24 protein-coding genes are annotated in these 24,033 nt (G+C 72.7%); 20 read left to right on the plus strand and 4 right to left on the minus strand.

Annotated elements, in window-relative coordinates; translation table 11 throughout:
* The 13 genes from C3486_RS31580 to der form a co-directional block, all read left to right on the plus strand.
* A partial coding sequence (locus C3486_RS31580; RefSeq protein WP_146075099.1) for a lipopolysaccharide assembly protein LapB occupies positions 1-556 on the plus strand: 556 nt, incomplete at its 5' end.
* A gap of 167 nt (positions 557-723) precedes the next feature.
* A complete protein-coding gene (gene ald, locus C3486_RS31585) occupies positions 724-1,839 on the plus strand; it encodes an alanine dehydrogenase (protein ID WP_103836307.1) in 1,116 nt (371 codons plus the stop codon).
* Positions 1,840-2,193: 354 nt separating this feature from the next.
* Positions 2,194-3,357, plus strand: a complete 1,164-nt coding sequence (locus C3486_RS31590) for a ParA family protein (RefSeq protein ID WP_103836289.1) — start codon at positions 2,194-2,196, stop codon at positions 3,355-3,357.
* A complete protein-coding gene (locus C3486_RS31595) occupies positions 3,354-3,938 on the plus strand; it encodes a hypothetical protein (protein WP_103836290.1) in 585 nt (194 codons plus the stop codon). Before C3486_RS31590 ends, C3486_RS31595 begins: the two co-directional genes overlap by 4 nt.
* Positions 3,939-4,098: 160 nt before the next feature.
* Positions 4,099-5,313 (plus strand): ScpA family protein, encoded by a 1,215-nt coding sequence (locus C3486_RS31600; protein ID WP_103836291.1) that lies wholly within the window; start codon positions 4,099-4,101, stop codon positions 5,311-5,313.
* Positions 5,310-6,101: an SMC-Scp complex subunit ScpB gene (gene scpB, locus C3486_RS31605; protein WP_258053107.1), complete on the plus strand. Its 792-nt coding sequence runs from the start codon at positions 5,310-5,312 to the stop codon at positions 6,099-6,101. The genes C3486_RS31600 and scpB overlap by 4 nt, the downstream gene beginning before the upstream one ends.
* Before the next feature lie 11 nt (positions 6,102-6,112).
* On the plus strand, positions 6,113-7,213 hold the full coding sequence (locus tag C3486_RS31610) for a pseudouridine synthase (protein ID WP_103836292.1): 1,101 nt from the start codon (positions 6,113-6,115) through the stop codon (positions 7,211-7,213).
* A gap of 68 nt (positions 7,214-7,281) precedes the next feature.
* Positions 7,282-8,295 (plus strand): ADP-ribosylglycohydrolase family protein, encoded by a 1,014-nt coding sequence (locus C3486_RS31615; protein WP_258053108.1) that lies wholly within the window; start codon positions 7,282-7,284, stop codon positions 8,293-8,295.
* A 123-nt stretch (positions 8,296-8,418) separates the two neighbouring features.
* Positions 8,419-8,781, plus strand: coding sequence for a chorismate mutase (gene aroH, locus C3486_RS31620; RefSeq protein WP_103836293.1), 363 nt, complete (start codon positions 8,419-8,421; stop codon positions 8,779-8,781).
* Positions 8,778-9,863, plus strand: coding sequence for a prephenate dehydrogenase (locus C3486_RS31625; protein ID WP_103836294.1), 1,086 nt, complete (start codon positions 8,778-8,780; stop codon positions 9,861-9,863). Before aroH ends, C3486_RS31625 begins: the two co-directional genes overlap by 4 nt.
* Before the next feature lie 142 nt (positions 9,864-10,005).
* Positions 10,006-10,758, plus strand: a complete 753-nt coding sequence (gene cmk / locus C3486_RS31630; protein ID WP_103836295.1) for a (d)CMP kinase — start codon at positions 10,006-10,008, stop codon at positions 10,756-10,758.
* Positions 10,755-11,411 carry a 1-acyl-sn-glycerol-3-phosphate acyltransferase gene (locus C3486_RS31635; RefSeq protein WP_103836296.1) on the plus strand — a complete coding sequence of 219 codons (657 nt, stop codon included), beginning with the start codon at positions 10,755-10,757 and terminating at the stop codon, positions 11,409-11,411. Before cmk ends, C3486_RS31635 begins: the two co-directional genes overlap by 4 nt.
* 76 nt (positions 11,412-11,487) lie before the next feature.
* Positions 11,488-12,957, plus strand: coding sequence for a ribosome biogenesis GTPase Der (gene der, locus C3486_RS31640; RefSeq protein ID WP_103836297.1), 1,470 nt, complete (start codon positions 11,488-11,490; stop codon positions 12,955-12,957).
* 156 nt (positions 12,958-13,113) lie between these two features.
* Here der and C3486_RS31645 read toward each other — a convergent pair whose 3' ends face one another.
* Positions 13,114-13,395, minus strand: a complete 282-nt coding sequence (locus tag C3486_RS31645) for a hypothetical protein (protein WP_103836298.1) — start codon at positions 13,393-13,395, stop codon at positions 13,114-13,116.
* A gap of 265 nt (positions 13,396-13,660) precedes the next feature.
* Complete coding sequence (locus C3486_RS31650; RefSeq protein WP_103836299.1) at positions 13,661-14,476, minus strand: hypothetical protein; 816 nt, start codon at positions 14,474-14,476, stop codon at positions 13,661-13,663.
* 599 nt (positions 14,477-15,075) lie between these two features.
* Here C3486_RS31650 and C3486_RS31655 point away from each other — a divergent pair.
* The 6 genes from C3486_RS31655 to C3486_RS31680 all read left to right on the plus strand — a co-directional run bounded on the left by C3486_RS31655 (position 15,076) and on the right by C3486_RS31680 (position 20,002).
* Positions 15,076-15,663 (plus strand): LysM peptidoglycan-binding domain-containing protein, encoded by a 588-nt coding sequence (locus tag C3486_RS31655; RefSeq protein WP_258053109.1) that lies wholly within the window; start codon positions 15,076-15,078, stop codon positions 15,661-15,663.
* 322 nt (positions 15,664-15,985) lie between these two features.
* Positions 15,986-16,453, plus strand: a complete 468-nt coding sequence (locus C3486_RS38850) for a transglycosylase family protein (RefSeq protein ID WP_103836301.1) — start codon at positions 15,986-15,988, stop codon at positions 16,451-16,453.
* A gap of 97 nt (positions 16,454-16,550) precedes the next feature.
* Positions 16,551-17,810 carry a glycosyltransferase family 4 protein gene (locus C3486_RS31665; RefSeq protein ID WP_103836302.1) on the plus strand — a complete coding sequence of 420 codons (1,260 nt, stop codon included), beginning with the start codon at positions 16,551-16,553 and terminating at the stop codon, positions 17,808-17,810.
* The gene (locus C3486_RS31670; RefSeq protein ID WP_258053110.1) at positions 17,807-18,700 is read left to right on the plus strand and encodes a hypothetical protein; all 894 of its coding nucleotides are present in this window, start codon (positions 17,807-17,809) and stop codon (positions 18,698-18,700) included. Before C3486_RS31665 ends, C3486_RS31670 begins: the two co-directional genes overlap by 4 nt.
* Before the next feature lie 90 nt (positions 18,701-18,790).
* Entirely contained in the window at positions 18,791-18,961 is a 171-nt protein-coding gene (locus C3486_RS31675; protein WP_103836303.1) for a hydrophobic protein, read from the plus strand.
* Positions 18,962-19,045: 84 nt separating this feature from the next.
* Positions 19,046-20,002 (plus strand): YafY family protein, encoded by a 957-nt coding sequence (locus C3486_RS31680; RefSeq protein ID WP_103836304.1) that lies wholly within the window; start codon positions 19,046-19,048, stop codon positions 20,000-20,002.
* Here C3486_RS31680 and ctaD read toward each other — a convergent pair.
* Positions 19,971-21,662, minus strand: a complete 1,692-nt coding sequence (gene ctaD, locus C3486_RS31685) for a cytochrome c oxidase subunit I (protein WP_103836311.1) — start codon at positions 21,660-21,662, stop codon at positions 19,971-19,973. The two genes, C3486_RS31680 and ctaD, sit on opposite strands and share 32 nt — an antisense overlap.
* 548 nt (positions 21,663-22,210) lie before the next feature.
* On the opposite strand from ctaD, the gene C3486_RS31690 reads away from it, so the two are divergent.
* Positions 22,211-22,426 (plus strand): I78 family peptidase inhibitor, encoded by a 216-nt coding sequence (locus C3486_RS31690; RefSeq protein ID WP_103836305.1) that lies wholly within the window; start codon positions 22,211-22,213, stop codon positions 22,424-22,426.
* A gap of 125 nt (positions 22,427-22,551) precedes the next feature.
* Here C3486_RS31690 and C3486_RS31695 read toward each other — a convergent pair whose 3' ends face one another.
* Complete coding sequence (locus C3486_RS31695; RefSeq protein WP_258053111.1) at positions 22,552-23,577, minus strand: phosphatase PAP2 family protein; 1,026 nt, start codon at positions 23,575-23,577, stop codon at positions 22,552-22,554.
* Between the last annotated feature and the right edge of the window lie 456 nt (positions 23,578-24,033).

Below are 24,033 nucleotides of genomic sequence, written 5' to 3' on the forward strand. Positions count from 1 at the left end.
GCAGGCGGGCCGGGCGGAGAAGGCGCTCGGGCGGTACCGGGGCGCGCTGGAGTCGGCCCGCGCGGTGCAGGACGCGGTCGCGGCCGGGCGCGCGCTGGAGTCGCTGGGCGGCACGTACGCCGAGCTGGGCGACTGGCAGCGGGCCGCCGACTGGTACGGCCGGGCCCTGGAGCTGCGGCTCTCCCGCGGCCACACGGCCGACGCCGCCCGGCTCCACGGGCGGCTGGGCGCGGTGCACACCCATGCGGGCCGGTGGGCCGAGGCGCTCCGGGAGTGGCGTGCCTCATACGGCGCGTACCGCAGGGCCGGCGACGCCGTGGGAGTGGCGCGTGCCATGGGGGAGACGGCGCGGGTGCAGGAGTACGCGGGCCGGCCCGAGCAGGCGCTGCGGAGCTGCTTCGAGGCGCTGGAGCTGGCCAGGAAGGCGGCGGACGGGCGGCTGGAGGCGGCGCTCCAGCTGCGGATTGCGGACACCTTCGAACGGCTCGGGGACCCCGCGGCGGCAAGGCTGCACCGGGGCCTCGGGGAGGGACTCCTCGCAGATCACCCCGCCTGACCTACGAAATCGGTGGCCGTTCGTGCGAAAGAAATTGCTTTGCAAGGCTAGACAACAAGAGCTCCTTCAATAGACTGGCAGAGCCGCGGCTCTCGCGGTCACATCCGTCATTCGTCTGTATGTGCGGATATTTCTCTGCAAGCTCTCATTCAAGGACCGTGATCGACGTGAAGGTCGGCATCCCCCGCGAGGTCAAGAACAACGAGTTCCGGGTGGCGATCACGCCTGCCGGTGTCCACGAGCTCGTCCGCAACGGCCACCAGGTCTTCGTCGAGAAGGACGCCGGGCTCGGCTCCTCCATCACCAACGAGGAGTACGTCGGCGCCGGCGCGAACATCCTCGGCACCGCCGACGAGGTGTGGGCCACCGCCGACCTGCTGCTGAAGGTCAAGGAGCCGATCGCGGAGGAGTACCACCGCCTCCGCAAGGACCAGACGCTCTTCACCTACCTGCACCTGGCCGCCTCCAAGGAGTGCACGGACGCGCTGCTGGAGTCCGGCACCACGGCGATCGCGTACGAGACCGTCGAGACCGCCAACCGCCAGCTGCCGCTGCTCGCCCCGATGTCCGAGGTCGCGGGCCGCATCGCCCCGCAGGTCGGCGCGTACCACCTGATGCGCCAGGCCGGCGGCCGCGGTGTGCTGCCCGGCGGCGTCCCCGGCGTCCACGCGGGCAAGGCCGTCGTCATCGGCGGCGGCGTCTCCGGCTGGAACGCCGTGCAGATCGCCGTGGGCCTCGGCTTCCACGTCACGCTGCTCGACAAGGACATCAACAAGCTCCGCGAGGCCGACAAGATCTTCGGCACCAAGGTGCAGACCGTCGTCTCCAACGCCTTCGAGCTGGAGAAGGCCGTCGTCGAGGCCGACCTCGTCGTCGGTGCCGTCCTGATCCCGGGCGCCAAGGCCCCGAAGCTGGTCACCAACGAGCTCGTCGCCAAGATGAAGCCCGGAAGTGTCCTTGTCGACATCGCGATCGACCAGGGCGGCTGCTTCGAGGACTCCCGTCCGACCACCCACGCCGAGCCGACCTTCCAGGTCCACAACTCGGTCTTCTACTGCGTCGCCAACATGCCGGGCGCGGTGCCGAACACCTCCACCCACGCGCTCACCAACGCGACGCTGCCCTACATCGTCGAGCTGGCCAACCGCGGCTGGGTCGAGGCGCTGCGCCGTGACCCCGCGCTGGCCAAGGGCCTCAACACCCACGACGGCAAGGTCGTCTACGCCGAGGTCGCCGAGGCGCACGGCCTGGAGTCCGTCGAGCTGAGCAGCCTGCTGGGCTGATTCGTCAACACGGCGCGTCAACACCACGCGCACGGCCGGGCCTTGAGACTTTCGGGCCCGGCCGGTCGCGTTTGCGACAGTTTTCCGCTGACGCTCCCGGAGGGCCTCCGACGGGCCCTCCGCAACTCGTAACGAACGTCTCTCTTCGACCCTTTCGCGTACCCCCGAAACCTCACGGATGTGCGCCGCGCGCCCTTGACATCGGGGTGTTCCATTGCCGACACATCGTGCCGGGTCCGGTGGATTGTGTTGCTGCGGACGCCCGACACGCCATAGAGTCGCCAACCGTCGGCTTGGTGTCACGCTGACCTATCGATAAGTTTCCTGGTCACATCCAAGGAGGTAAGACGACTTGTGAATGAGTCGACATTTACTCCCGGAGGTGGTCGACCAGGAGCGGTTGCACGGGGCCAGGGTCCCTCGGGGCACGAGGCTGTCGGCTCCGTCGCTGTCCACACCTTCGCAGCCCAGAAGAGCATGACGACGACAGCCCACCAGAGCATGGACGGCCATCAAGTGAACGCCATGGCCGGCGACCAGGGCGGCACAGACCCGGCCCGCTTCGCCGACTACGACGACCTGCCCGAGGGGCACTTCTACGACCCGGACGCGGAGTACGAGCCGGACCCCGAGTACGCGGCGACGCTCGCGCCGGACGCCGCGCGCCAGCGCCGCGAGCGCATCGGCCCGACCGGGCGGCCCCTTCCCTACTTCCCGATCCCCGGGCCGCTCTCCGAGCACGGCCCGGCGAAGATCATCGCGATGTGCAACCAGAAGGGCGGGGTCGGCAAGACCACCTCGACCATCAACCTGGGTGCCGCGCTCGCCGAGTACGGCCGCCGCGTGCTGCTGGTCGACTTCGACCCGCAGGGCGCCCTCTCGGTCGGCCTCGGCGTGAACCCCATGGAGCTGGACCTGACGGTCTACAACCTGCTCATGGAGCGGGGCATGTCGGCCGACGAGGTACTGCTGAAGACGGCGGTCCCCAACATGGACCTGCTCCCCAGCAATATCGATTTGTCAGCCGCCGAGGTGCAGCTCGTCAGCGAGGTCGCCCGTGAGTCGACCCTGCAGCGCGCCCTGAAGCCGCTGCTGGCCGACTACGACTACATCGTGATCGACTGTCAGCCCTCGCTCGGTCTGCTCACGGTCAACGCGCTGACGGCGGCTCACAAGGTCATCGTCCCGCTGGAGTGCGAGTTCTTCGCGCTGCGCGGTGTCGCGCTGCTGACCGAGACGATCGAGAAGGTCCAGGAACGGCTCAACCCCGAACTGGAGCTGGACGGCATCCTCGCGACGATGTACGACTCGCGCACGGTGCACAGCCGCGAGGTCCTCGCGCGCGTCGTGGAGGCCTTCGACGATCACGTGTACCACACCGTGATCGGCCGCACGGTCCGCTTCCCCGAGACCACGGTCGCGGGCGAGCCGATCACCACGTACGCCTCCAACTCCGTGGGTGCCGCCGCCTACCGACAGCTCGCCAGGGAGGTGCTCGCCCGGTGTCACGCCGAGTGAGTCTGCCCGGCGCCGATGAGCTGTTCCGCACGACCGGGGGGACGGCGCTGCAGTCCTCCTCGCCCCGCAGGCCGGCGAACGGCACCCCAGCGAACGGCGAGGCACCTCGGGTGCCCGCGCCGGGCGGTGAGGCCGACCCGGCCGCGCCGCAGCAGGGCGGAGCCGCACAGCGCCGTCCGGAGGGCGACCCCGCTGCCGCGGCGTCCGGGGCCACGGCGCCCGCGGAGCAGCACAGCGGACGCGACACGGCCGACGAGGCCGGCAAGGGCCGCCGCCGGCAGGAGCCGGCTGCGGCGGCAGCGGCGGGCACGGGGGCACCGGCCGCCGGCACCGCCCGGCGGCGCGGCCGGGGCGCGAACCGCCGCCCCAGCGGCCGGGAACGGCACGACGAGAAGATCACCGTGTACGTCTCCGCCGAGGAACTGATGGACCTGGAGCACGCGCGGCTGGTCCTGCGCGGCGAACACGGCCTCGCGGTGGACCGCGGCCGGATCGTCCGGGAGGCCGTCGCGGTCGTCCTCGCGGACCTGGAGTCCCGCGGGGACGCCAGCATCCTCGTGCGGCGCCTGAGGGGCCGCTGAGCGGCTCCTGGGGGCCATGCTGCGGAACTCCGGCCGCCCGGGCGGCCGGGTCCCCGCCGGGCGGCGGGTGCCGGGTTAGCCTTCGGACACCGGCGGGTCCACTCCGCCGGTGACCAGCCCGGCGCCGCGTACGGCACGGGACCGCAGCGTATGGACCACGATGCCGACGACCCACGACCCCTCAGCGCCCGCCCCGCGCACCCCGCGCCGCTCACTCGGCCGCGGCCCGGGCGCGACCCCGCCCCCGGACTCCGGGCCGGCGCCGGAGACCACCGCGCCCCCGGAGGCGGGGGAGCCGGCGGAGGCCACGGCCGCACCGGAGCCGGCCACGGCCGGGCCGGAGGACGCCACGGCCGGGCCCGCCGAGCTGGAGCCGACTGAGACCGAACTGGAGCCGGCCGAATCCGGGCCGGAGCCGACTGAGACCGGGCCGGAGCCGGCCGGGTCCGGAGCGGGGGCCGAAGGCGAGTCCGGGGCCGGGGCCGAGGACGCGCCCGAGGGCGGGGCCGGGCGGGAGGTGCCCGCCGAGCCGGCTGACGCCACCGTCACCGGGGACGGGAAGTTCACCCTCCACCTGGAGAACTTCGAAGGCCCCTTCGACCTGCTCCTGCAGCTGATCTCCAAGCACAAGCTGGACGTCACCGAGATCGCGCTCTCGAAGGTCACCGACGAGTTCATGGCCCACATCCGGGCCATGGGCCCGGACTGGGACCTGGACCAGACGACGGAGTTCCTGGTCGTCGCGGCGACCCTGCTGGACCTCAAGGCCGCGCGGCTGCTGCCCGCCGCCGAGGTCGAGGACGAGGCGGACCTCGCCCTCCTCGAAGCGCGCGACCTGCTCTTCGCGCGGCTGCTGCAGTACCGCGCGTACAAGGAGGTCGCCGACGTCTTCAGCCGCCGCCTGGCGGACGAGGCGCGCCGCTACCCGCGTACCGTCGGCCTGGAGCCGCACCACGCCGAGCTGCTGCCCGAGGTCGTCATCAGCATCGGCGCCGAGGGCTTCGCCAAGCTGGCCGTGAAGGCGATGCAGCCCAAGGCCAAGCCGCAGGTGTACGTCGACCACATCCACGCCCCGCTGGTCAGCGTGCGGGAACAGGCCGAGGTGATGGTGGCGCGGCTGCGCGCGGCGGGCGAAGCGTCCTTCCAGGAGCTGACCGAGGACGCGCCGGACACGCTCACCGTCGTGGCCCGCTTCCTCGCGCTCCTGGAGCTGTACCGCGAGCGCGCGGTCGTCCTGGACCAGCCCGAGGCGCTGGGCGAGCTGACGGTCCGCTGGGCCGGTACGGAGGACGGCAGCGAGCCGGTCGTCACGGACGAGTTCGACCGCCCGGCGGAGCAGCGGACCGACGAGAAGAGCCAGAAGGAGACGGCATGAGCGCCCACAGCACGGAGCGGACCGGCCCCGCCGTCGGCCCCGAAGAGACAGCCGGTCCCGAAGAGACAACCGGTCCCGAGGAGACAGCCGGCCCCGACGAGACGGCGGGTCCCGACGAGACGTACGACCTCCCCGAGGCACAGGCCCCCGAGGCCCCCGAAGCGCCGGCCGGCGCCCTCGGGGTCGCGGCGCTCGACCTGAAGCCGGCGCTCGAGGCCGTCCTCATGGTCGTCGACGAGCCCGCCACCGAGGAGCACCTCGCCAAGGTGCTGCAGCGCCGCCGCCGTGACGTGGCGATCGCGCTCCGTGAGCTGTCGGACGACTACGCCCGCCAGGGCCGGGGCTTCGACCTGCGGCTGGTCGCGGGCGGCTGGCGGTTCTACACCCGTCCCGAGTACGCCGACGCCGTGGAGGCCTTCGTCCTGGACGGCCAGCAGGCCCGGCTGACGCAGGCCGCATTGGAGACTCTGGCCGTGGTCGCGTACCGTCAACCGGTCAGCCGGTCCCGGGTCTCGGCCGTACGCGGCGTCAACTGTGACGGCGTGATGCGCACCCTCCTCCAGCGCGGTCTGGTCGAGGAGGCGGGCACGGAAGGCGAAACAGGTGCGATCCTGTACAGGACGACGAACTACTTTCTGGAGCGGATGGGCCTGCGGGGCCTGGACGAGCTCCCCGAGCTCGCCCCGTTCCTCCCCGAGGCGGACGCGGTCGAGGGCGACTCCCGGGAAGGTGTGCCGTCGTTCGACGTAGACGACAGCGGCGACTCCCACACGGGTCAGACGAACTAGACGGATAGTTGATGCGAAGCAGCGGCAGGAACAGCAGCGGTAGGGGCAACTACCGGGGCGCGGGCAACAAGCGCGACGAGAAGCAGCAGCGCGCGCGCCGCCCCCGTCCCGAGGAGCGCCGCTACGACGTCGGCGGCTCCGGCCCGGACGGCCCCGGTGACGGGCCCCGCAAGGGACGCGGCGCGGCGGCCCGCGGCGGCGCCAAGGGCGGTCCCAAGACCGGCGCGAAGGGCGGCGGCCCCCGCAGCCAGGACGGCCGGGGTGCCAAGGGCTCCCGCGGCCGCGGCTCGGCGCCGGCCCGCCCCCGCGAGTACGACGCGAAGATCGAGGAGCGCAACCGCGCCCGGTACGACAAGCCCGCGGTCAAGACCCCCAAGACCTTCGGGGACCAGGAGGGCGAGCGGCTGCAGAAGGTGCTCGCGCGGGCCGGCATGGGCTCGCGGCGCGCCTGCGAGGAGCTGATCGACGAGGCCCGCGTCGAGGTGAACGGCAGGATCGTCACCGAGCAGGGCGTCCGCGTCGACCCGGAGAAGGACGAGATCAAGGTGGACGGCCTGACCGTCGCCACCCAGTCCTACCTCTTCTTCGCGCTGAACAAGCCGGCCGGCGTCGTCTCCACCATGGAGGACCCCGACGGCCGCCAGTGCCTGGGCGACTACGTCACCAACCGCGAGACCCGGCTCTTCCACGTCGGCCGGCTGGACACCGAGACCGAGGGCATCATCCTGCTCACCAACCACGGGGAGCTGGCGCACCGCCTGACCCACCCGCGGTACGGCGTGCAGAAGACCTACCTCGCCGCCATCCAGGGCCCGCTGCCGCGCGAGATCGGCAAGAAGCTCAAGGACGGCATCCAGCTGGAGGACGGCTACGCCCGCGCCGACCACTTCCGCGTGGTGCAGCAGACCGGCAAGAACTACCTGGTCGAGGTCACGCTGCACGAGGGCCGCAAGCACATCGTGCGCCGGATGCTCGCCGAGGCCGGCTTCCCGGTGGACAAGCTCGTGCGGACCGCCTTCGGGCCGATCTCGCTGGGCGACCAGAAGTCCGGCTGGCTGCGCCGGCTGACCAACACCGAGGTCGGCATGCTGATGCGCGAGGTCGACCTGTAAGGACGCCGCTTGCGGCCGCGCCCCACCACCCCTTAATGTCATCGTGACGATTAAGGGGTGGTTCTTCTATGGCATCCGTGGTGTCCACGGCCGCGACCGGCTCGCTCATCGGCCTCGCACTCGGTGACGCGCTCGGGTATCCGACCGAGTTCAGGAGCGTGCCGGCGATCGAGGCCGCGTACGGCCCATGGCGCGGGCTCGACCTGCCCACGCCCGCGTACATCACCGACGACACCCAGATGACGCTGGCGTTCGCCCGCGGCCTCCGTACGGCCATGGAACGCGGCCCCCTCGACGCGGCCGCACTCGAACCGCCCGTACGCGGCGAGTACGTCGCCTGGTGGCGCTCCCCGGAGAACAACCGCGCCCCCGGCAACACCTGCCTGACCGCCTGCCGCCTCCTGAGCGAGCCGGGCCTCCCGTGGACGGAGGCGAGCCAGATCGGCTCCAAGGGCTGCGGCGCCAACATGCGCGTCGCGCCGATCGGCCTCGTCCCCGGCCTCACCGCTGACCAGCGCGCCGGCGCCGCCCAGCTCCAGTCCGCCCTCACCCACGGCCACCCCACCGGCCTGGCCGCCAGCGACCTCACGGCATACGCGGTCCATGCCCTGGCCCAGGGCGCCGGCCCCGCCGAGCTCCCGGCCCTCCTCCGCGCGTACGCCCACGACCAGCGCACGGTCTACCGCACCGACTGGCTCGGCGACCTCTGGAAGCACGCTCAGGACCCGTCGCCCGAATCCTTCATCGCCCGCGGCTGGGACGACTGCCTCGGGGTCCTCGACCGCCTCGACGCGGCCCTGCGCGACCCCGACCCGGAGACCGACCCCTGCCTGGCCACCGGCGAGGGCTGGATCGCCGAGGAGGCCCTGGCCACCGCCCTCCTCTGCTTCCTCCTCTTCCCCGAGGAGCCCGTCACGGCCCTGCGCCGCGGCGCCGTCACCGCCGGTGACTCCGACTCCATCGCCTGCCTGGCCGGCGCCTTCGCCGGCGCTCACCTCGGCGCCGGCGCCTGGCCCGCGGACTGGGTGGACCGCATCGAGCACCGCGACGAACTCCTCTCCTTCGGCCGGCTCTGGGACTGAGACGGCCGTCTCGCAGGGCGGGCGCGCGCGGCGGCCGTGCCCGGCGGTCGATACGCTGAACCACGGGTTCGTCGGCACGCCGACGAAGATCCGGTAGGTGTCGGAAGCAGAGGGAGCAGAGTCGTGGCGGTACGTGCGGTCCGAGGGGCCGTCCAGCTGGAGCGGGACGACGCGGAGCACATGCATGAGCAGGTCTCCGAGCTGCTGACCGCCATCCTGGAGCGCAACGGCCTGGTGCCGGACGACCTGATCAGCGTCTGGTTCACGGCCACGCCCGACCTGCACAGCGACTTCCCGGCCGTCGCGGCGCGCAAGCTGGGCATCACCGACGTCCCGCTGATCTGCGCGCAGGAGCTGGACATCGCCGGCGCCATGCCGCGCGTGGTGCGCATCCTGGCGCACGTGGAGAGCGACCTCACCAAGGCGGAGATCGCGCACGTCTACCTCGGCGCCGCCGGCGCGCTGCGGAAGGACATCGCCCAGTGAGGACCGCGATCGTCATCGGGACGGGCCTGATCGGCACGTCGGCCGCGCTGGCGCTGAGCGCCCGCGGCGTACGGGTGCACCTCGCCGACCACGACGCGGCGCAGGCCCGTACGGCGGCGGCGCTCGGCGCGGGCACCGTGGAGGAGCCCGAGGGCCCGGTCGACCTCGCGATCGTGGCGGTGCCGCCCGCGCACGTCGCGGCCGCGCTGGCCGACGCGATGCGGCGCAAGGCGGCCCGCGCCTACCTGGACGTGGCCAGCGTCAAGGGCGGGCCGCGGCGCGAGCTGGAGGCGCTCGGCCTGGACCTCACGCCCTACATCGGCACGCACCCGATGTCCGGCAAGGAGCGGTCCGGGCCGCTGGCCGCCACCGCCGACCTCTTCGAGGGCCGGCCGTGGGTGCTCACCCCCGCCCGGGACGGCGACACCGAGGTGCTCAACCTCGCGCTGGAGCTGGTGGCGCTCTGCCGGGCCGTCCCGGTCGTCATGGACGCCGACGCGCACGACCGCGCGGTCGCCCTGGTCAGCCACACCCCCCAGCTGGTCTCCAGCCTGGTCGCCGCGCGCCTCCAGGGGGCCGACGAGACCGCCGTACGCCTGTGCGGCCAGGGCATCCGCGACGTGACCCGGATCGCCGCCTCCGACCCCGGCATGTGGATCGACATCCTCTCGGCGAACCCCGGGCCGGTCGCCGACGTGCTCTCGGAGATCGCCGCCGACCTGGACGAGACGGTGCAGGCGCTGCGCGCCCTGCAGTCCGCCGACGAGGACAAGCGCGGCGCGGGCGCGGGCGGCATCGAGGACGTGCTGCGGCGCGGCAACGCGGGCCGCGAGCGGGTGCCGGGCAAGCACGGCGCCGCTCCCGCCGCGTACGAGATCGTCGCCGTGCACATCGGTGACCAGCCGGGCGAGCTGGCGCGGATCTTCGCCGACGCCGGGCAGGCGGGCGTCAACATCGAGGACGTCCGCATCGAGCACGCCACCGGCCAGCAGGCGGGCTTCATCCAGCTCACGGTCGAGCCGTCCGCGGTGCCGGTGTTGACCGCGGCGCTGCGCGAGCGCGGCTGGTCCATCCGCCAGTAGCGGCCGGTCCGTCGTCGGCGGGTGCGGCCGGAAGCGTCACAAACCCCGCACGCCCCGGCGGGGAAAACACGCCTGCGTGTACCCGGTAACCTTGACCGAGGCCCATCGGGCCCCAGGATCCCCGCCCCGTGCACAAGGAAAGGTGTTCGTCACCGTGGAAACCGCCGCCCGGACCGCCCCGGCAGCAGTGATTGTCGCCATCGACGGCCCCTCCGGCACGGGCAAGTCCAGCACCTCCAAGGCGGTCGCCGCCAAGCTGGCGCTCAGCTACCTGGACACCGGTGCCCAGTACCGCGCGATCACCTGGTGGATGCTGAACAACGGCATCGACATCCAGGACCCCGCCGCGATCGCCACGGCCGCCGCCAAGCCCGTGATCGTCTCCGGCACCGACCCGGCCGCGCCGACGATCACGGTCGACGGCCAGGACGCCTCCGGCCCGATCCGCACGAAGGAGGTCACCTCGGCGGTCAGCGCCGTCAGCGCCGTCCCCGAGGTGCGCAGCCTGATCACGGACCTGCAGCGGACCATCGCCGGCTCCGCCGAGCGCGGCATCGTCGTCGAGGGCCGGGACATCGGCACCACCGTCCTGCCCGACGCCGACCTGAAGATCTTCCTCACCGCCTCGCCCGAGGCGCGTGCCGCCCGGCGCAGCGGCGAGCTCAAGGGCAAGGAGGCCACCGACCTGGCCGCCACCCGCGAGGCGCTGATCAAGCGCGACGCCGCCGACTCCTCCCGCAAGACCTCGCCGCTGGCCAAGGCCGACGACGCGGTCGAGGTGGACACCACCGAGCTGACCCTTGAGCAGGTCATCGAGTGCGTCGTCACCCTCATCGAAGCCAAGATCGCGGAGAAGGCCGGTCCCGCGGCGGAGGCGGGGCAGGTCGCCCGGTGACCGACTCCGCTCAACTCCCGAGCGCCGGCGGCGCCGCGGTCGGGCGGCGGATCGGCATCGGCCTGATGAACGGCCTGTGGCGGCCGCGGGTGCTGGGCTCCTGGCGGGTGCCGCCGGCCGGCCCGGTGATATTCGCGGTCAACCACTCGCACAACGTCGACGGGCCCATGCTCATGGGCACGGCGCCGCGCCCGGTGCACTTCCTGATCAAGAAGGAAGCCTTCGCCGGACCGCTGGACCCCTTCCTGCGCGGCATCGGGCAGGTCAAGGTCGACCGCACGAGCACCGACCGGACCGCCGTGACGCACGCGCTGGGCATCCTGGAGCGCGGCGGGGTCCTCGGGATCTTCCCCGAGGGCACCCGCGGCGAGGGCGACTTCGCGTCGCTGCGCGCCGGTCTCGCGTACTTCGCCGTACGCTCGGGAGCGCCGATCGTGCCGGTCGCGGTCCTGGGCAGCGCGGAGCGCCGCAGCCGGGTGATACCGGCGCTGCCGCCGCTGCGCGGCCGCGTCGACGTCGTCTTCGGCGACGCCTTCGAGGCGGGGGACGGATCCGGGCGGCGTACCCGTAAGGCGCTGGACGAGGCGACCGTACGCATCCAGGAGCGCCTGACCGCCCACCTGACCGACGCCAGGCGCCTGACCGGCCGCTGAGCCGTACCGGCCGTACGAACCGCCGGTGCCGCCTCCGGCGCGCCCCACCGACCACGCAGAACGAGGAACGGACTTCATGAACGACCAGATCCCCACCGGCGACGAGCACGTCGAGCACGGCGCGCTGGGCGACGCCGAGTACGCGGAGTTCATGGAGCTCGCCGCGCAGGAGGGCTTCGACCTGGACGAGGTCGAGGGCGACATCGCGGCGGCCGGCCACGGCCCGCTGCCCGTCCTCGCCGTCGTCGGCCGCCCCAATGTCGGCAAGTCGACGCTCGTCAACCGCATCATCGGCCGCCGTGAGGCCGTCGTGGAGGACAAGCCGGGCGTCACCCGTGACCGCGTCACGTACGAGGCGGACTGGAACGGCCGCCGCTTCAAGGTCGTCGACACCGGCGGCTGGGAGCAGGACGTGCTCGGCATCGACGCGTCCGTCGCCGCCCAGGCCGAGTTCGCGATCGAGGCCGCCGACGCGGTGGTCTTCGTCGTGGACGCCAAGGTCGGCGCGACCGACACCGACGAGGCCGTCGTCAAGCTGCTGCGCCGGGCCGGCAAGCCGGTCGTGCTGTGCGCCAACAAGGTCGACGGCCCCTCCGGCGAGGCGGACGCCGCCATGCTGTGGTCGCTCGGGCTCGGCGAGCCGTACCCGGTCTCGGCCCTGCACGGCCGCGGCACGGGCGACCTGCTGGACGCCGCGCTGGACGCGCTCCCCGAGGCGCCGCAGCAGACCTTCGGCACGGCCGTCGGCGGCCCGCGCCGGGTGGCCCTCATCGGCCGGCCCAACGTCGGCAAGTCCTCCCTGCTGAACAAGGTCGCGGGCGAGGAGCGGGTGGTCGTCAACGAGATGGCCGGCACCACCCGTGACCCGGTCGACGAGCTGATCACGCTGGGCGGCAAGACCTGGAAGTTCGTGGACACCGCGGGCATCCGCAAGCGCGTCCACCTCCAGGAGGGCGCCGACTACTACGCCTCGCTGCGTACGGCGGCCGCCGTGGAGAAGGCCGAGGTCGCGGTCGTCCTGATCGACGCGAGCGAGTCGATCAGCGTGCAGGACCAGCGGATCATCACCATGGCCGTCGAGGCGGGCCGCGCGCTGGTCATCGCGTACAACAAGTGGGACACCCTCGACGAGGAGCGCCGCTTCTACCTGGAGCGGGAGATCGAGCGGGACCTGGTGCAGATCCCGTGGGCGATGCGGGTCAACGTCTCGGCACGCACCGGACGGCACATGGAGAAGCTGGTGCCGGCCATCGAGACGGCGCTCGCCGGCTGGGAGACCCGGGTGCCGACCGGGCGGCTGAACGCCTTCCTCGGCGAGATCGTGGCGTCCCACCCGCACCCGGTGCGCGGCGGCAAGCAGCCCCGCATCCTCTTCGGCACGCAGGCGGGCACCAAGCCCCCGCGCTTCGTGCTCTTCGCCTCCGGCTTCCTGGAGGCCGGCTACCGCCGCTTCATCGAGCGGCGGCTGCGCGAGGAGTTCGGCTTCGACGGGACCCCGATCCACATCTCGGTGCGGGTCCGCGAGAAGCGCAGCAAGAAGAAGTAGCCGCGCGGCCGGGACGCCGGGCCGCGACGGCCGCCGCTCCCGGAGCCCCGCCCCGGACCCCCGCCGGGGTCCGGGGCGGGGCTCCGTGCTCTTCCGGGGCCTTCCGGACCCGGAGGGCCCGGCGGGGCGGTACGGAAGAAGCGGTTCAGCAGCGGCTCAGTGGTGGTACGGGCGGTTGTCGCGGGGCGCGGGCGGCAGCGCGGCCGGGACGTGGCTCCGGGAGTGCTGCGGCGGCAGCGGCACCTCCCGGCGGCCCGCTGCGGGAGTGCTGCGCCGCCAGATCCGCCGCAGCACCTCCGGACTCAGGTCGTCCTCGCCCGTACGGTCCCCGGGCAGGGCCCGGAAGGAGCGGCGGTACTCGGCGTAGAGCGCGTCGTAGATCGGCGTGGCCGAGCCACGGTCGAGGTGGTGCGCGGCGGGCTCGTACGACGGGCGCATGCCGGGGATGGAATGGAACGGGGCGCGGGGGGACGGGTCGTATGGGTGCACGTCTGAGCCAACGACCCGGAGGCCCGCTGGATGCGGCTTTGCGGGCGAATTGGCTGATCGTGGGGCATACGCGGAAGTGCGGAGTGCCCGGGAATGCCGATGGCGCACGGCCTCCGGCGCCTGCGCGTGACGCCTCGGACATCCGTACGCCGTCGCCCGGACGGCCGCCACGGACCGGGCGGCGGCCGTCCCGTGGCGGGCCGGAGCGGGACGCTCAGGTGCCGGCGAGCGGCATCGCCATGGCGACCAGCTGCCCCTGCGCGGCGGCCCGCTCCAGCGCGTCGCGCATCAGATCCTCGCGCGGCTGCTGGCCGATCGAGCCGTGCGGCGCGGCGTACACCAGCACCGTCCGGGTCTTGTTCACAGCGGCGCGCCAGCCGTCGGAGACCGGGAGCGGCTGGTGCGCCTTCCACCAGGCGTTCTGACCGCCGGTGTCGCCGCTGTCCTGGAGCACGGCGTGCAGCTGGCCCATGGCGAGCAGCACGGACCAGCCGGTGCCGCCGGCCGGCAGCACGGTCATGTCCGTCACCGGGCGGAAGCCCTGCTCCATCAGGAGCGGCAGGAAGTCGTCGTCGAGGCCGACCGAGCCGGGGCGGGCGATCGGTCCGCTGGGCTCCACCACCAGGGCCGGACGCAGGTCGTCCTCGACCAGGACCAGGCCGCACGTCACGCCCAGGGTCGCCTGACGGGGCGCCGGGGCGGGCGCGCCGCCGCTGCGCGGCGCCGGCGGGGCGGCGGGCCGGTCCTCGGCGGGCTCGCCGGTGATGGAGCGCACGGCGCCCTTGAGCTGCTCCTCGGCCACCGTGACGACCTGGGAGGGGATGCAGGTGGCGTGCGCGAACGCCAGGACGGCGGTCTCCTCGCCGATGAACAGGACGGTGCTGGTGCGCTCCTGTTCGCTGTCGCCCGGGGTGCGGCAGGAGGTGCAGTCGTAAGCGCCGGGGGCGTTGTCGCCGGCCAGCAGGCGGTCGGCCTCCTCGTCGCCGATCTCGGCGCGGACGTCGTCACTGACGTCGAGCATGCGGGGCACGGCTGACTCCTCGATCTGTGTGCGGCTGCCGGGCGGTTCCCGGCGTGTAAAAAGACAACGGGCGATCTGTGGCAGGAGTCACGCGCGGGCGTGAACGGAATCGAACCGATCGGCGCACAGAGTGAACACCGGCCCCGGAACCGGTCACTCCCTGCCACCCGTTGTGCGAGCCACGATTTCGAACGGGGTGAGGTGGCTCACAGGCCCCGAGATCGACAGGTCGACATATCCCGAAATACCGCTGTCTATGGGGTGACCGGAACTCGTCGGTACCTCTAGTAACGAGGGACTGGCCTGCCCCGACAGCGGATCGGTTGAAGCCCCGCCGCGCGGCTCCCTACATTCTCCGGCCGTGTGCACCGAGCACCGCCCGGGGACGCCCGCCGTCCGTACGCCGGCAGCACGGCAGTACCGCACGCAGCACGACAGCACGACCAGCGCAGCGCCGCGCCCCACGAGACGCGCGGAGCGGCGCGGCGCAGGTCCCGCGGCGGGCGGGGCGGCGCGGCGGACGGGCGTCCTGAGCGCCCGGCGGCGCGCCGTCCGGGGGAGGACCCGGGTTTTCCGAGAGGACATCCATGCCTTTTCGAATGGGCTCCATGCGTCGCGAAACCGTCGCCCTCGCCGGGGCGGCCCTGGTGGCTCCGCTCGCTCTGCTGGCCGCCACCGCCCCCGAGGCGAGCGCCGCCGACGGCGGGGTCTGGGATCGCATCGCGGCCTGCGAAAGCGGCGGGAACTGGCACATCAACACCGGCAACGGCTTCTACGGCGGACTGCAGTTCACCGCCTCCACCTGGCGCGCCTTCGGCGGCCACGAGTACGCCCCCAGCGCCCACCAGGCGGGCCGTGCCGAGCAGATCGCGGTCGCTGCCAAGGTGCAGGCGGCCCAGGGCTGGGGGGCCTGGCCGGTCTGCTCGGTCCGGGCGAACGCCTCGGGCCGCGCGCCATCGGCCGGCGGGGAGGTCTCGGCCTCCCGCGCGAGCGAGCAGCGGGCGGCTCGCGCACACGCCGACCGGGGCCGCTCCCGGGGCGGCCAGGACGGCTCGTACACGGTCCGTCAGGGCGACACGCTCGGCTCGATCGCCGCGGCACGCGGAACGGACTGGCGGACGCTGTACGCGGCCAACAGGTCGGTCATCGGGGGCGATCCGCACATGATCAAGCCCGGTCAGCACCTCGCGGTCTGACCCCGTCGCCCCCACCGCCGGCGTCCCCCGGACCCCGCGGCGCGGCGGTCGCGGCGTGCCCCGCCCGGTCACCCGACCGGGTGGGGCACGCACCGTTCGGGCGCGTGCCGCGGCCCCGGTCCGCCGGACCGCCGCTAGCCTGCGGCGATGCTCGAACTGTCGGAGTTCTTCCCGTACCTTCGTGCGACGGCCCGCCCGCGGCCGCCCCGTGCGGCCCGCCGCACGCGCACCGCTGTCCGTACCGCCCGCCGGCCCGTCCTCGCGCTCACGGCCCTGGCGGCCCTGCTCGCGGCCGGCACCGGCGTCTGCGCCGCCGCCGACGGTGCGGCCGGCACCGCGCCCGCCGGACCGGCGGGACCGCTCCGCACGGCGGCGCACGCCGCGCAGGCCACCGCCCACTGCTCTCAGAAGGACTGGCCCTGGGGGATGCCTCGCCGAGTGCGAGAGCGGCGGCGACTGGGGCGCCCGCACCGGCAACGGCCTGTACGGCGGGCTGCAGTTCACGCAGGCCACGTGGGAGGCGGCCGGCGGGCTGAACTTCGCCTCCCGGCCGGACCTGGCCACCCGCGAGGAGCAGATCCAGGTCGCCGAGCGGGTGCAGGAGCAGCAGGGCTGGGGCGCCTGGCCGGCCTGCGCGCGGCGTTACGGGCTGCGGGCGGGGGAGGCCGTCGCGTACGGGCCCGGCACCGGCCCCGCGGGACCGGCACTCCTCTCCCGCCCGGATGCGGACCATCGCTCCGGGGTTCCCGCCCGGAGCTACCGATTTGCTCACGTTTCCGGAACAAAATAGCGAGAGGAGTCAACCCGAAACCTCCAGCCTCGGTCTAACCGTTTGGTAGGCGGACGCCTGGCTACGTTCGCGCAAAAACCATGGGATACGGGGACGGATGCATATCTCATTCCTGATTCACAACGCATACGGCATCGGCGGCACGATCCGGACGACGTACAACCTCGCCCGCACGCTGTCGGAGCACCACGACGTCGAGGTCGTGTCTGTCTTCCGCCACCGTGACGTGCCGGTCTTCGATCCCGGAGCGCGGGTCAGGCTGCGGCATCTGGTGGACCTCCGCAAGGACAGCCCGGAGTACGACGGCCAGGACCCGGCCTTCCTGCGGGAGGCCCGGGTCTTCCCGTCGGCCGAGGGCCGCTTCCGGCAGTACAGCGAACTCACCGACCGGCGCATCGCGGCCCATCTGCGGTCCCTGGAGGCCGACGTCGTGGTGGGGACCCGGCCAGGACTGAACGTCCACATCGCCCGGCAGGCCAGGCGGGGCGTGGCACGCGTCGGACAGGAGCACCTCACCCTCGACACGCACGGCCGGGCGCTCACCCGCCAGTTGCGCGCGGTCTACCCGCGGCTGGACGCGGTGACGACGGTGACCGAGGCGGACGCGCGGTCCTACCGCAAGCGGCTGCGGCTGCCCGGCGTACGCATCGAGGCGGTGCCCAACAGCGTCCCCGCGCCCGGCATCGAGCCCGCCGACGGCACCGGCAAATGGGTCGTAGCGGCCGGTCGGCTGGCCAGGGTCAAGCGGTACGACCTGCTGATCCGGGCCTTCGCCACGGTCGTCGAACAGCGCCCGGACTGGCGGCTGCGGATCTACGGCGGCGGCGCGGAGAAGCCCGCGCTGCGTGCCCTGATCGACGAACTGGGCCTGTACAACCACGTCTACCTGATGGGCCCGGCGAACCCGCTGGACCCGGAGTGGGCCAAGGGGTCCATCGCGGCCGTCACTTCCAGCCTGGAGTCCTTCGGGATGACGATTGTGGAGGCGATGCGGTGCGGGTTGCCGGTGGTCTCCACCGACTGCCCGCACGGCCCCGGCGAGATCATCGAGGACGGCGTGGACGGCCGGCTGGTACCGGTCGGCAAGAAGCACGCCGTCGCGGGCGCGCTGCTGGAGCTGATCAACGACGACGAGCGCCGGCAGCGCATGGGCCGGGCCGCCCTCGCGCGATCCGCCCGTTTCGATCCCGCGCGCATCGCGGGACGGTACGAATCGCTCTTCGGCGACCTGACCACCGGCGGCGGCCGGGGTGCGCTGCGCGCCACGGTCCACCGCACCAGAGGAGCTCTGTTGAGCGGCGCCTACGCCACCAAGGACGCGGCGCACGCCGCACTGAGAGGAGTGCGGACGGCATGAGCGCGTCGATGCAACTGCCCGCCACCGGCACCGGGTCCGAGACCCGTTCGCCGGAGCGGACCGCCCTGCGCGCCGACTGCATCGCGGACTCCGCGGGCGGTCTCACCTTCGACATCGCCGTACCGGAGACGGCCGGCGAGGACGCCGGCACGGTCTGGAGCGCCGCCCTGGTGCTCCGGCTCCGCGGCGGCGAGGCCCCGGCGGACGAGATCCGGCTGCCGCTCGGGCCGAACGGCTCGGGCCGGCTGCGTGCCGTGCTGCCCAGCACGGTCGCGCTGCCCGAGGGACGGTGGAACGTCTACGCCGACCTCGGGGACGCCGAGGACCCGCAGCGGCTGCTGCCCGGCCTGAACGACCTGCGGTCGCTGGTGGACCGGCGCCCGCTGGCCGCCATCGGCCGGCTCGGCGTCCGGATCCCGTACGCCACCAAGTACGGCAACCTCGCGCTGCGCAGCTGGCTGCGCGGCCCGCACGCGGAGGCCGGCGAGATCGTGGTCGCCCCCGACGGCATCACCGTCGAGGGCCGGCTCTACGGTGCCGCGCTGGCACCCGGCGCGGCGGCCGAGGCCCGGGCCCGGCACGACGGGCACACGGTCACGATCCCGCTGCGGGGGGACGGGCCGGACTTCGCGTTCGTCCTGCCGCTCGGCCCGCTGGCCGGCCACTGGCGGTCCGGCACCGAGCGCTGGGACCTGTGGGTGCGGACCGGCGAGGAGGCCGAGCCGGTGCGCATCTCGCGCATCCTGGACGACGTGCCGGACAAGAAGCAGATCTTCACCTACCCGTCGATGCCGGTCGGCGCGCCGGGCGGGCAGGTACGCGTCGGCCCGTACTTCACGGCCGACAACGACCTCTCCGTCCAGGTGGTGGGGCCCCAGGACCCGTCCTGACCACCCCGCGGCGACCCTGCCACCCGTACCTCACATGCCTCCGATTGACTCGCGGCCAATGGGGCACTCGGAGTGCGGAGGTGCAAAATCATGGTTCCTGTCCTGTTGGTCCTTCTGCTCGCGCTGATCCTGTTCGGTGCCGGATTCGCGCTCAAGGCGCTGTGGTGGGTCGCGGTGGCGGTACTGGTCGTGTGGCTCCTCGGCTTCCTGTTCCGGTCGACCGGAACAGGTGGCGGACGGGCGCGCTGGTACCGCTGGTAGCGGTGCCGACACGACCGGTGGCGGAGCGGGCGGAAACGCGGTTGCGGACAAGAACTGTCCGCAACCGCTGCCAGACTCTGGTGCATGTTGGAGACTTCGGCACGCCTGCTCCGCCTGCTGTCGCTGCTGCAGGCCCACCGCGAGTGGTCCGGTGCGGACCTCGCCGAGCGGCTGGGCGTGACGCCGCGCACGGTCCGCCGTGACATCGAACGGCTGCGGGAGCTCGGCTACCCCGTGCACTCGGCCCCCGGCACCGCCGGGGGCTACCAACTGGGTGCGGGCGCCGAGCTCCCGCCGCTTCTGCTGGACGACGAGGAGGCCGTCGCGGTGGCGGTCGGGCTGCGCACCGCGGCCGCCGGCGGCGTCGCCGGCATCGAGGAGACCTCCGTGCGGGCGCTCGCCAAGCTGGAGCAGGTGCTCCCGGCCCGGCTGCGGCACCGCGTCAGCGCCCTGAACGCCTTCACCGTCCCCCTGGTGAGCGGCGCCGGTCCGCGGGTGGACGCCGCCGTGCTCACCGAGCTGGCCGCCGCCTGCCGCGACAGCCGGCAGCTGCGCTTCGCGTACGCGGCGCACGACGGCACCGTCAGCCGGCGCACCGTCGAGCCGCACCGCCTGGTCAGCGCCCAGCGCCGCTGGTACCTCGTCGCCTGGGACACCGGCCGCGAGGACTGGCGGACCTTCCGCGCCGACCGGATCACCCCCACGCCGCCGCACGGGCCGCGCGTCGCGCCCCGCACCCCGCCCGCCGAGGACCTGGCGGCCTACGTCTCCGAGGGCGTCTCCACCGCCGTGTACCCGGTCTCCGCGACCGTACTGCTGCACGTGCCGCTCGCCGAGGCCGCACAGCGCGTCCCGCCGACGGTCGGCACGCTGGAGGAGGCGGGAGCGGACCGCTGCCTGCTGCGGACCGGTGCGCAGACCCTGGAAGCGCTGGTGGTGCTGCTGGCGATGACCGGCTTCGAGTTCGAGGTCCGCGAGCCGGATGGACTCAAGGACCGGATACGGGAGATCAGCCGGCGTCTGTCCCGGGCGTCGGCCTGAGCCGCGCGTCCTCCTCCGCGCTCCGCACCGTCCGCGGGTGGTGCAGGTCGAAGGCCGGGGACTCGGACCGTATCCGGGGCATGGTGAGGAAGTTGTGCCGCGGCGGGGGCGAGGAGGTGGCCCACTCCAGGGAACGGCCGTAGCCCCAGGGGTCGTCCAGGCCGGTCCTCGGCGCGTACTTGGCGGTCTTCCAGACGTTGTAGAGGAACGGCAGCGTGGAGGCGCCCAGCAGGAAGGCGCCGATGGAGGAGACGGTGTTGAGCGCGGTGAAGCCGTCGGCCGCCAGGTAGTCGGCGTACCGCCGGGGCATGCCCTCCACGCCCAGCCAGTGCTGGACCAGGAACGTGGTGTGGAAGCCCACGAAGAGCGTCCAGAAGTGGATCTTCCCCAGCCGCTCGTCCAGCAGCTTCCCCGTGAACTTCGGCCACCAGAAGTAGAAGCCGGCGAAGGTCGCGAAGACCACCGTGCCGAAGACGACGTAGTGGAAGTGGGCCACGACGAAGTAGGTGTCGGTGACGTGGAAGTCCAGCGGCGGGGACGCCAGGATCACCCCGGTCAGCCCGCCGAACAGGAAGCTCACCAGGAAGCCGACCGCCCACAGCATCGGCGTCTCGAAGGACAGCGAGCCGTGCCACATCGTGCCGATCCAGTTGAAGAACTTCACCCCCGTCGGCACGGCGATCATGAAGGACAGCAGCGAGAAGAACGGCAGCAGCACGGCCCCGGTGGCGAACATGTGGTGCGCCCAGACCATCAGCGACAGCGCCGTGATCGCCATGGTCGCCGCGACCAGCATGGTGTACCCGAAGATCGGCTTGCGCGAGAAGACCGGGATGATCTCGGTGATGATGCCGAAGAACGGCAGCGCGATGATGTAGACCTCGGGATGGCCGAAGAACCAGAAGAGGTGCTGCCACAGCAGCGTCCCGCCCCACTCCGCCTCGAACACCACCGAACCGAACCGCCGGTCCGCCTCCAGCACCAGCAGGGACGCCGCGAGCACCGGGAAGGCGACCAGGACGAGGATCGAGGTGAAGAGCACGTTCCAGGTGAAGACCGGCAGCCGGAACATCGTCATGCCCGGCGCCCGCATCCCGATGATCGTGGCCAGGAAGTTCACCGCGCCCAGGATCGTGCCGAAGCCGGACAGCGCCAGCCCCATGATCCACATGTCGGCGCCGATGCCGGGGGAGCGGACCATCGAGTTCAGCGGCGCGTACGCGGTCCAGCCGAAGGCGGCGCCGCCCGTCGGGGTGGCCAGCGAGCCCACCACGATCAGGCCGCCGAAGAGGAAGAACCAGTACGAGAGCATGTTGAGCCGGGGGAACGCCACGTCCGGCGAGCCGATCTGCAGCGGCATGATCTCGTTGGCGAACCCCGCGAACGCCGGGGTCGCGAAGAGCAGCAGCATGATCGTGCCGTGCAGCGTGAACGCCTGGTTGAACTCCTCGTTCGTCAGCAGCTGCAGCCCCGGCCTGGCCAGCTCCGCGCGCATCAGCAGCGCCAGCACCCCGCCGGTCAGGAAGAAGCCGAACGAGGTGATCAGGTAGAGATGCCCGATCTTCTTGTGGTCCGTCGTCGTCAGCCAGTCGACCACGACCCTGCCCGGCCGGCGGACCGCGACCGTCCCGGTGGCCGCCGCCGGTGCCACTGTTCCCATCCGTGCCACCTCGTTCGTCGTGAGGACGTACCGGAGCCCGCTGCCGTCGGCGGCGGGCGCCACCACGGCGGGACGTACGGGGGCTGGCCACATCATGCGCGGCGCAACGCCCTTTGCGCGAGGGGGCGTCGGATGTTCGCGCCACCGCACGGCGGGCCGTGCTGCCGTACCCCGGCGGGCCCGTCGTACACCCGCGCGCCGCCCGGAGGTTGTGCGGGATATGTGAGCGGAGTGTGCGGCGTCGGAAGATTACGGGACGCTCGATAATGTCTATCGGGTAGAGGGGAATGCGCGGGCCCGGACCGATTGATTTCCGGGCCGCGAAGGGCGCCGGACGGGCCCGTCAACGAAATCCGATCAAGCGGAAATCGGGCCGGTTTTTTCCGTTGCCGAAGTGATACCGCGACGGCTCGTTCGGGTGACGGAAGTGGCGGTAAACCGGCCCCGGCGGGCTGTGACAGAAGTGTGACCAATGCCGGACGCCGGGAACACCTCGGTGTGTCCCGGCCGCCCTTCCGCGCGCCGCCGCAGGGGCATACGGTTGCGCCATGGCGCCTGTACCGAACCTTCCGCAAGACCCGGACGACGACCTGGAGACCTATGTCGGCCTGGACCGGCAGCGGGCCGAGGAGCGGGCCCGCGAACGGGGCTGGAGCACCGTGCGCTCGGTGCCCCCGGGCGCGGTCCTCACCATGGAGTTCCTGGCCGGCCGGCTGAACTTCGAGGTCAAGGACGGCGTCGTGCACCGGTCCTGGAAGGGCTGACCGGTGGGCCCCGAGGCCCGCGAACACCCCGCACGACGACGGCCCCGGCCGGCTCCTCGGAAGGGAGCCGCCGGGGCCGTGGTGCGTGCGGGCGGTGCGTACCGGCTCCCCGCACGGCTGTCGCGTCAGCTGCCCTGCGAGCGGCCGCGTACGGTCGTGGTGACCGGTGCGGTGCGCGGGGCACGGTCCGCGTGCGGCGGTCTTCGGCTGCCCGACGGGGTGACCGGAGTGCGCTCCGAGCGGGCGGTGTGCGGCCGCGCGGGGTGGTGCGGCCAGGTCTCGGGGGCACGGCCCTGCCGGCCGGAGGCCGCGGCGGCCTCGCGGACCAGGACGCCGTCCTCGCCGACCGCGCGCTGGCGGGAGACGCCGGCGGTGACGCCGGCCGGGCTCGCGGGCACCGGGACCGGCCGCGGGGCGCCGCCCAGCTGGGCGCGGAGCCGCCAGAAGACCGCCATCAGCCGGGCCTCGGCCCAGGCCATGCCCGGCTCGCACCAGGGGAGCGCCAGCATCACCAGGAGGCCGGCGGCCCAGCCCAGCAGCACGTCGCTGACCCAGTGGGTGCCCAGGTAGACGGTGGTCATGCCCACGCCGAGCGCGCCGAGCGCGGCGACCACCGAAAGGATCCTGCGGCGCAGCGGTGTGGTCGCGAGGTAGGCCAGCACACCCCAGGTGACCACGGCGTTCGCGGTGTGACCGCTCGGAAATATATCCCCGCCGAGCCACATCTCGTTGGTCCCGATGGTGGTCGCGTAGTGCGGCCCGAGCCGGCCCATGCCGATCTTCGCGGCGCCCACGGTGACGTTGAGCATCAGCAGGGCGACGCCCAGCACCAGGAGCGGGTGGAGGTTCCGCTGCCGCCAGCAGCGCCAGCCCAGCCACGCGGCCACCGCGACCGCGGTGGGGCCGCGCTGGCCCAGCACCACGAAGTAGTCGAGGAAGGCATGGATGTCGGGCCATTGCTTGTACGGCCTGAACAGCATGACCTGCCAGTCCAGGGTGACCAGCGAAGAAGTGGTCAGCACGCCGAGCACGATCAACGCGTAGACCGCCACGGTGCCGCCGAACAGCCAGTGGCGTGTTCGTGTCATATACGGCCGGGCGCGCTCGCTCGGGTGCCCTTCCCTCTGGTCGGGCTTCTCATCGGTACGCACTCAATCGACGTTACCGCGTGTGATGTAGGCGTCTGGTCAAACCGTCGGCTTTGTAATGACGATGTGATGTGGAATGCGTCTCAAACAAGCCATTCGGCAGGGCCCTGCCAAGGGAATTCACTAAATCGCTCTTTCCCGTCCGGGGCATCCGTGTGACGGCGTGTCCAGCGGGTTAATGCAATTCTCCGCGGCGGCGTTTATCGCGGATTTCCCCGAGCGTCACGCAACGTTTGCCCGTGCACCGCGGTCACCCTCGGGAGTGCCGCGGTCACCCGATGGAGTGGCGGATCACGGCGGGCCCGAGCCGTTCAGCCAGAACGCGCCGTAGAGCGCGGAGCCGGCCGCGAGGACGCCGAGGACCGCCGCGGCGTACCGGGGCCGCCACCGGGCCAGCGCGGCGGCCGGCGGCAGCAGCAGCGGGTACGCCGGCAGCATCAGCCGCGGCTTGGAGCCGAA

The sequence above is a fragment of the Streptomyces sp. Ru73 genome (assembly GCF_002920575.1).
Taxonomy (GTDB): domain Bacteria; phylum Actinomycetota; class Actinomycetes; order Streptomycetales; family Streptomycetaceae; genus Streptomyces.

Excerpts from the sequence above, each read along its gene's own strand:
- C3486_RS31600 (WP_103836291.1), top strand. The coding sequence starts at position 4,099 with ATGCCGACGACCCACGACCCCTCAGCGCCCGCCCCGCGCACCCCGCGC.
- scpB (WP_258053107.1), top strand. The coding sequence starts at position 5,310 with ATGAGCGCCCACAGCACGGAGCGGACCGGCCCCGCCGTCGGCCCCGAA.
- C3486_RS31610 (WP_103836292.1), top strand. The coding sequence starts at position 6,113 with ATGCGAAGCAGCGGCAGGAACAGCAGCGGTAGGGGCAACTACCGGGGC.
- C3486_RS31615 (WP_258053108.1), top strand. The coding sequence starts at position 7,282 with ATGGCATCCGTGGTGTCCACGGCCGCGACCGGCTCGCTCATCGGCCTC.
- der (WP_103836297.1), top strand. The coding sequence starts at position 11,488 with ATGAACGACCAGATCCCCACCGGCGACGAGCACGTCGAGCACGGCGCG.
- C3486_RS31645 (WP_103836298.1), bottom strand. The coding sequence starts at position 13,395 with ATGCGCCCGTCGTACGAGCCCGCCGCGCACCACCTCGACCGTGGCTCG.
- C3486_RS31655 (WP_258053109.1), top strand. The coding sequence starts at position 15,076 with ATGCGTCGCGAAACCGTCGCCCTCGCCGGGGCGGCCCTGGTGGCTCCG.
- C3486_RS31665 (WP_103836302.1), top strand. The coding sequence starts at position 16,551 with ATGCATATCTCATTCCTGATTCACAACGCATACGGCATCGGCGGCACG.
- C3486_RS31670 (WP_258053110.1), top strand. The coding sequence starts at position 17,807 with ATGAGCGCGTCGATGCAACTGCCCGCCACCGGCACCGGGTCCGAGACC.
- C3486_RS31675 (WP_103836303.1), top strand. The coding sequence starts at position 18,791 with ATGGTTCCTGTCCTGTTGGTCCTTCTGCTCGCGCTGATCCTGTTCGGT.
- C3486_RS31680 (WP_103836304.1), top strand. The coding sequence starts at position 19,046 with ATGTTGGAGACTTCGGCACGCCTGCTCCGCCTGCTGTCGCTGCTGCAG.
- ctaD (WP_103836311.1), bottom strand. The coding sequence starts at position 21,662 with ATGGGAACAGTGGCACCGGCGGCGGCCACCGGGACGGTCGCGGTCCGC.
- C3486_RS31690 (WP_103836305.1), top strand. The coding sequence starts at position 22,211 with ATGGCGCCTGTACCGAACCTTCCGCAAGACCCGGACGACGACCTGGAG.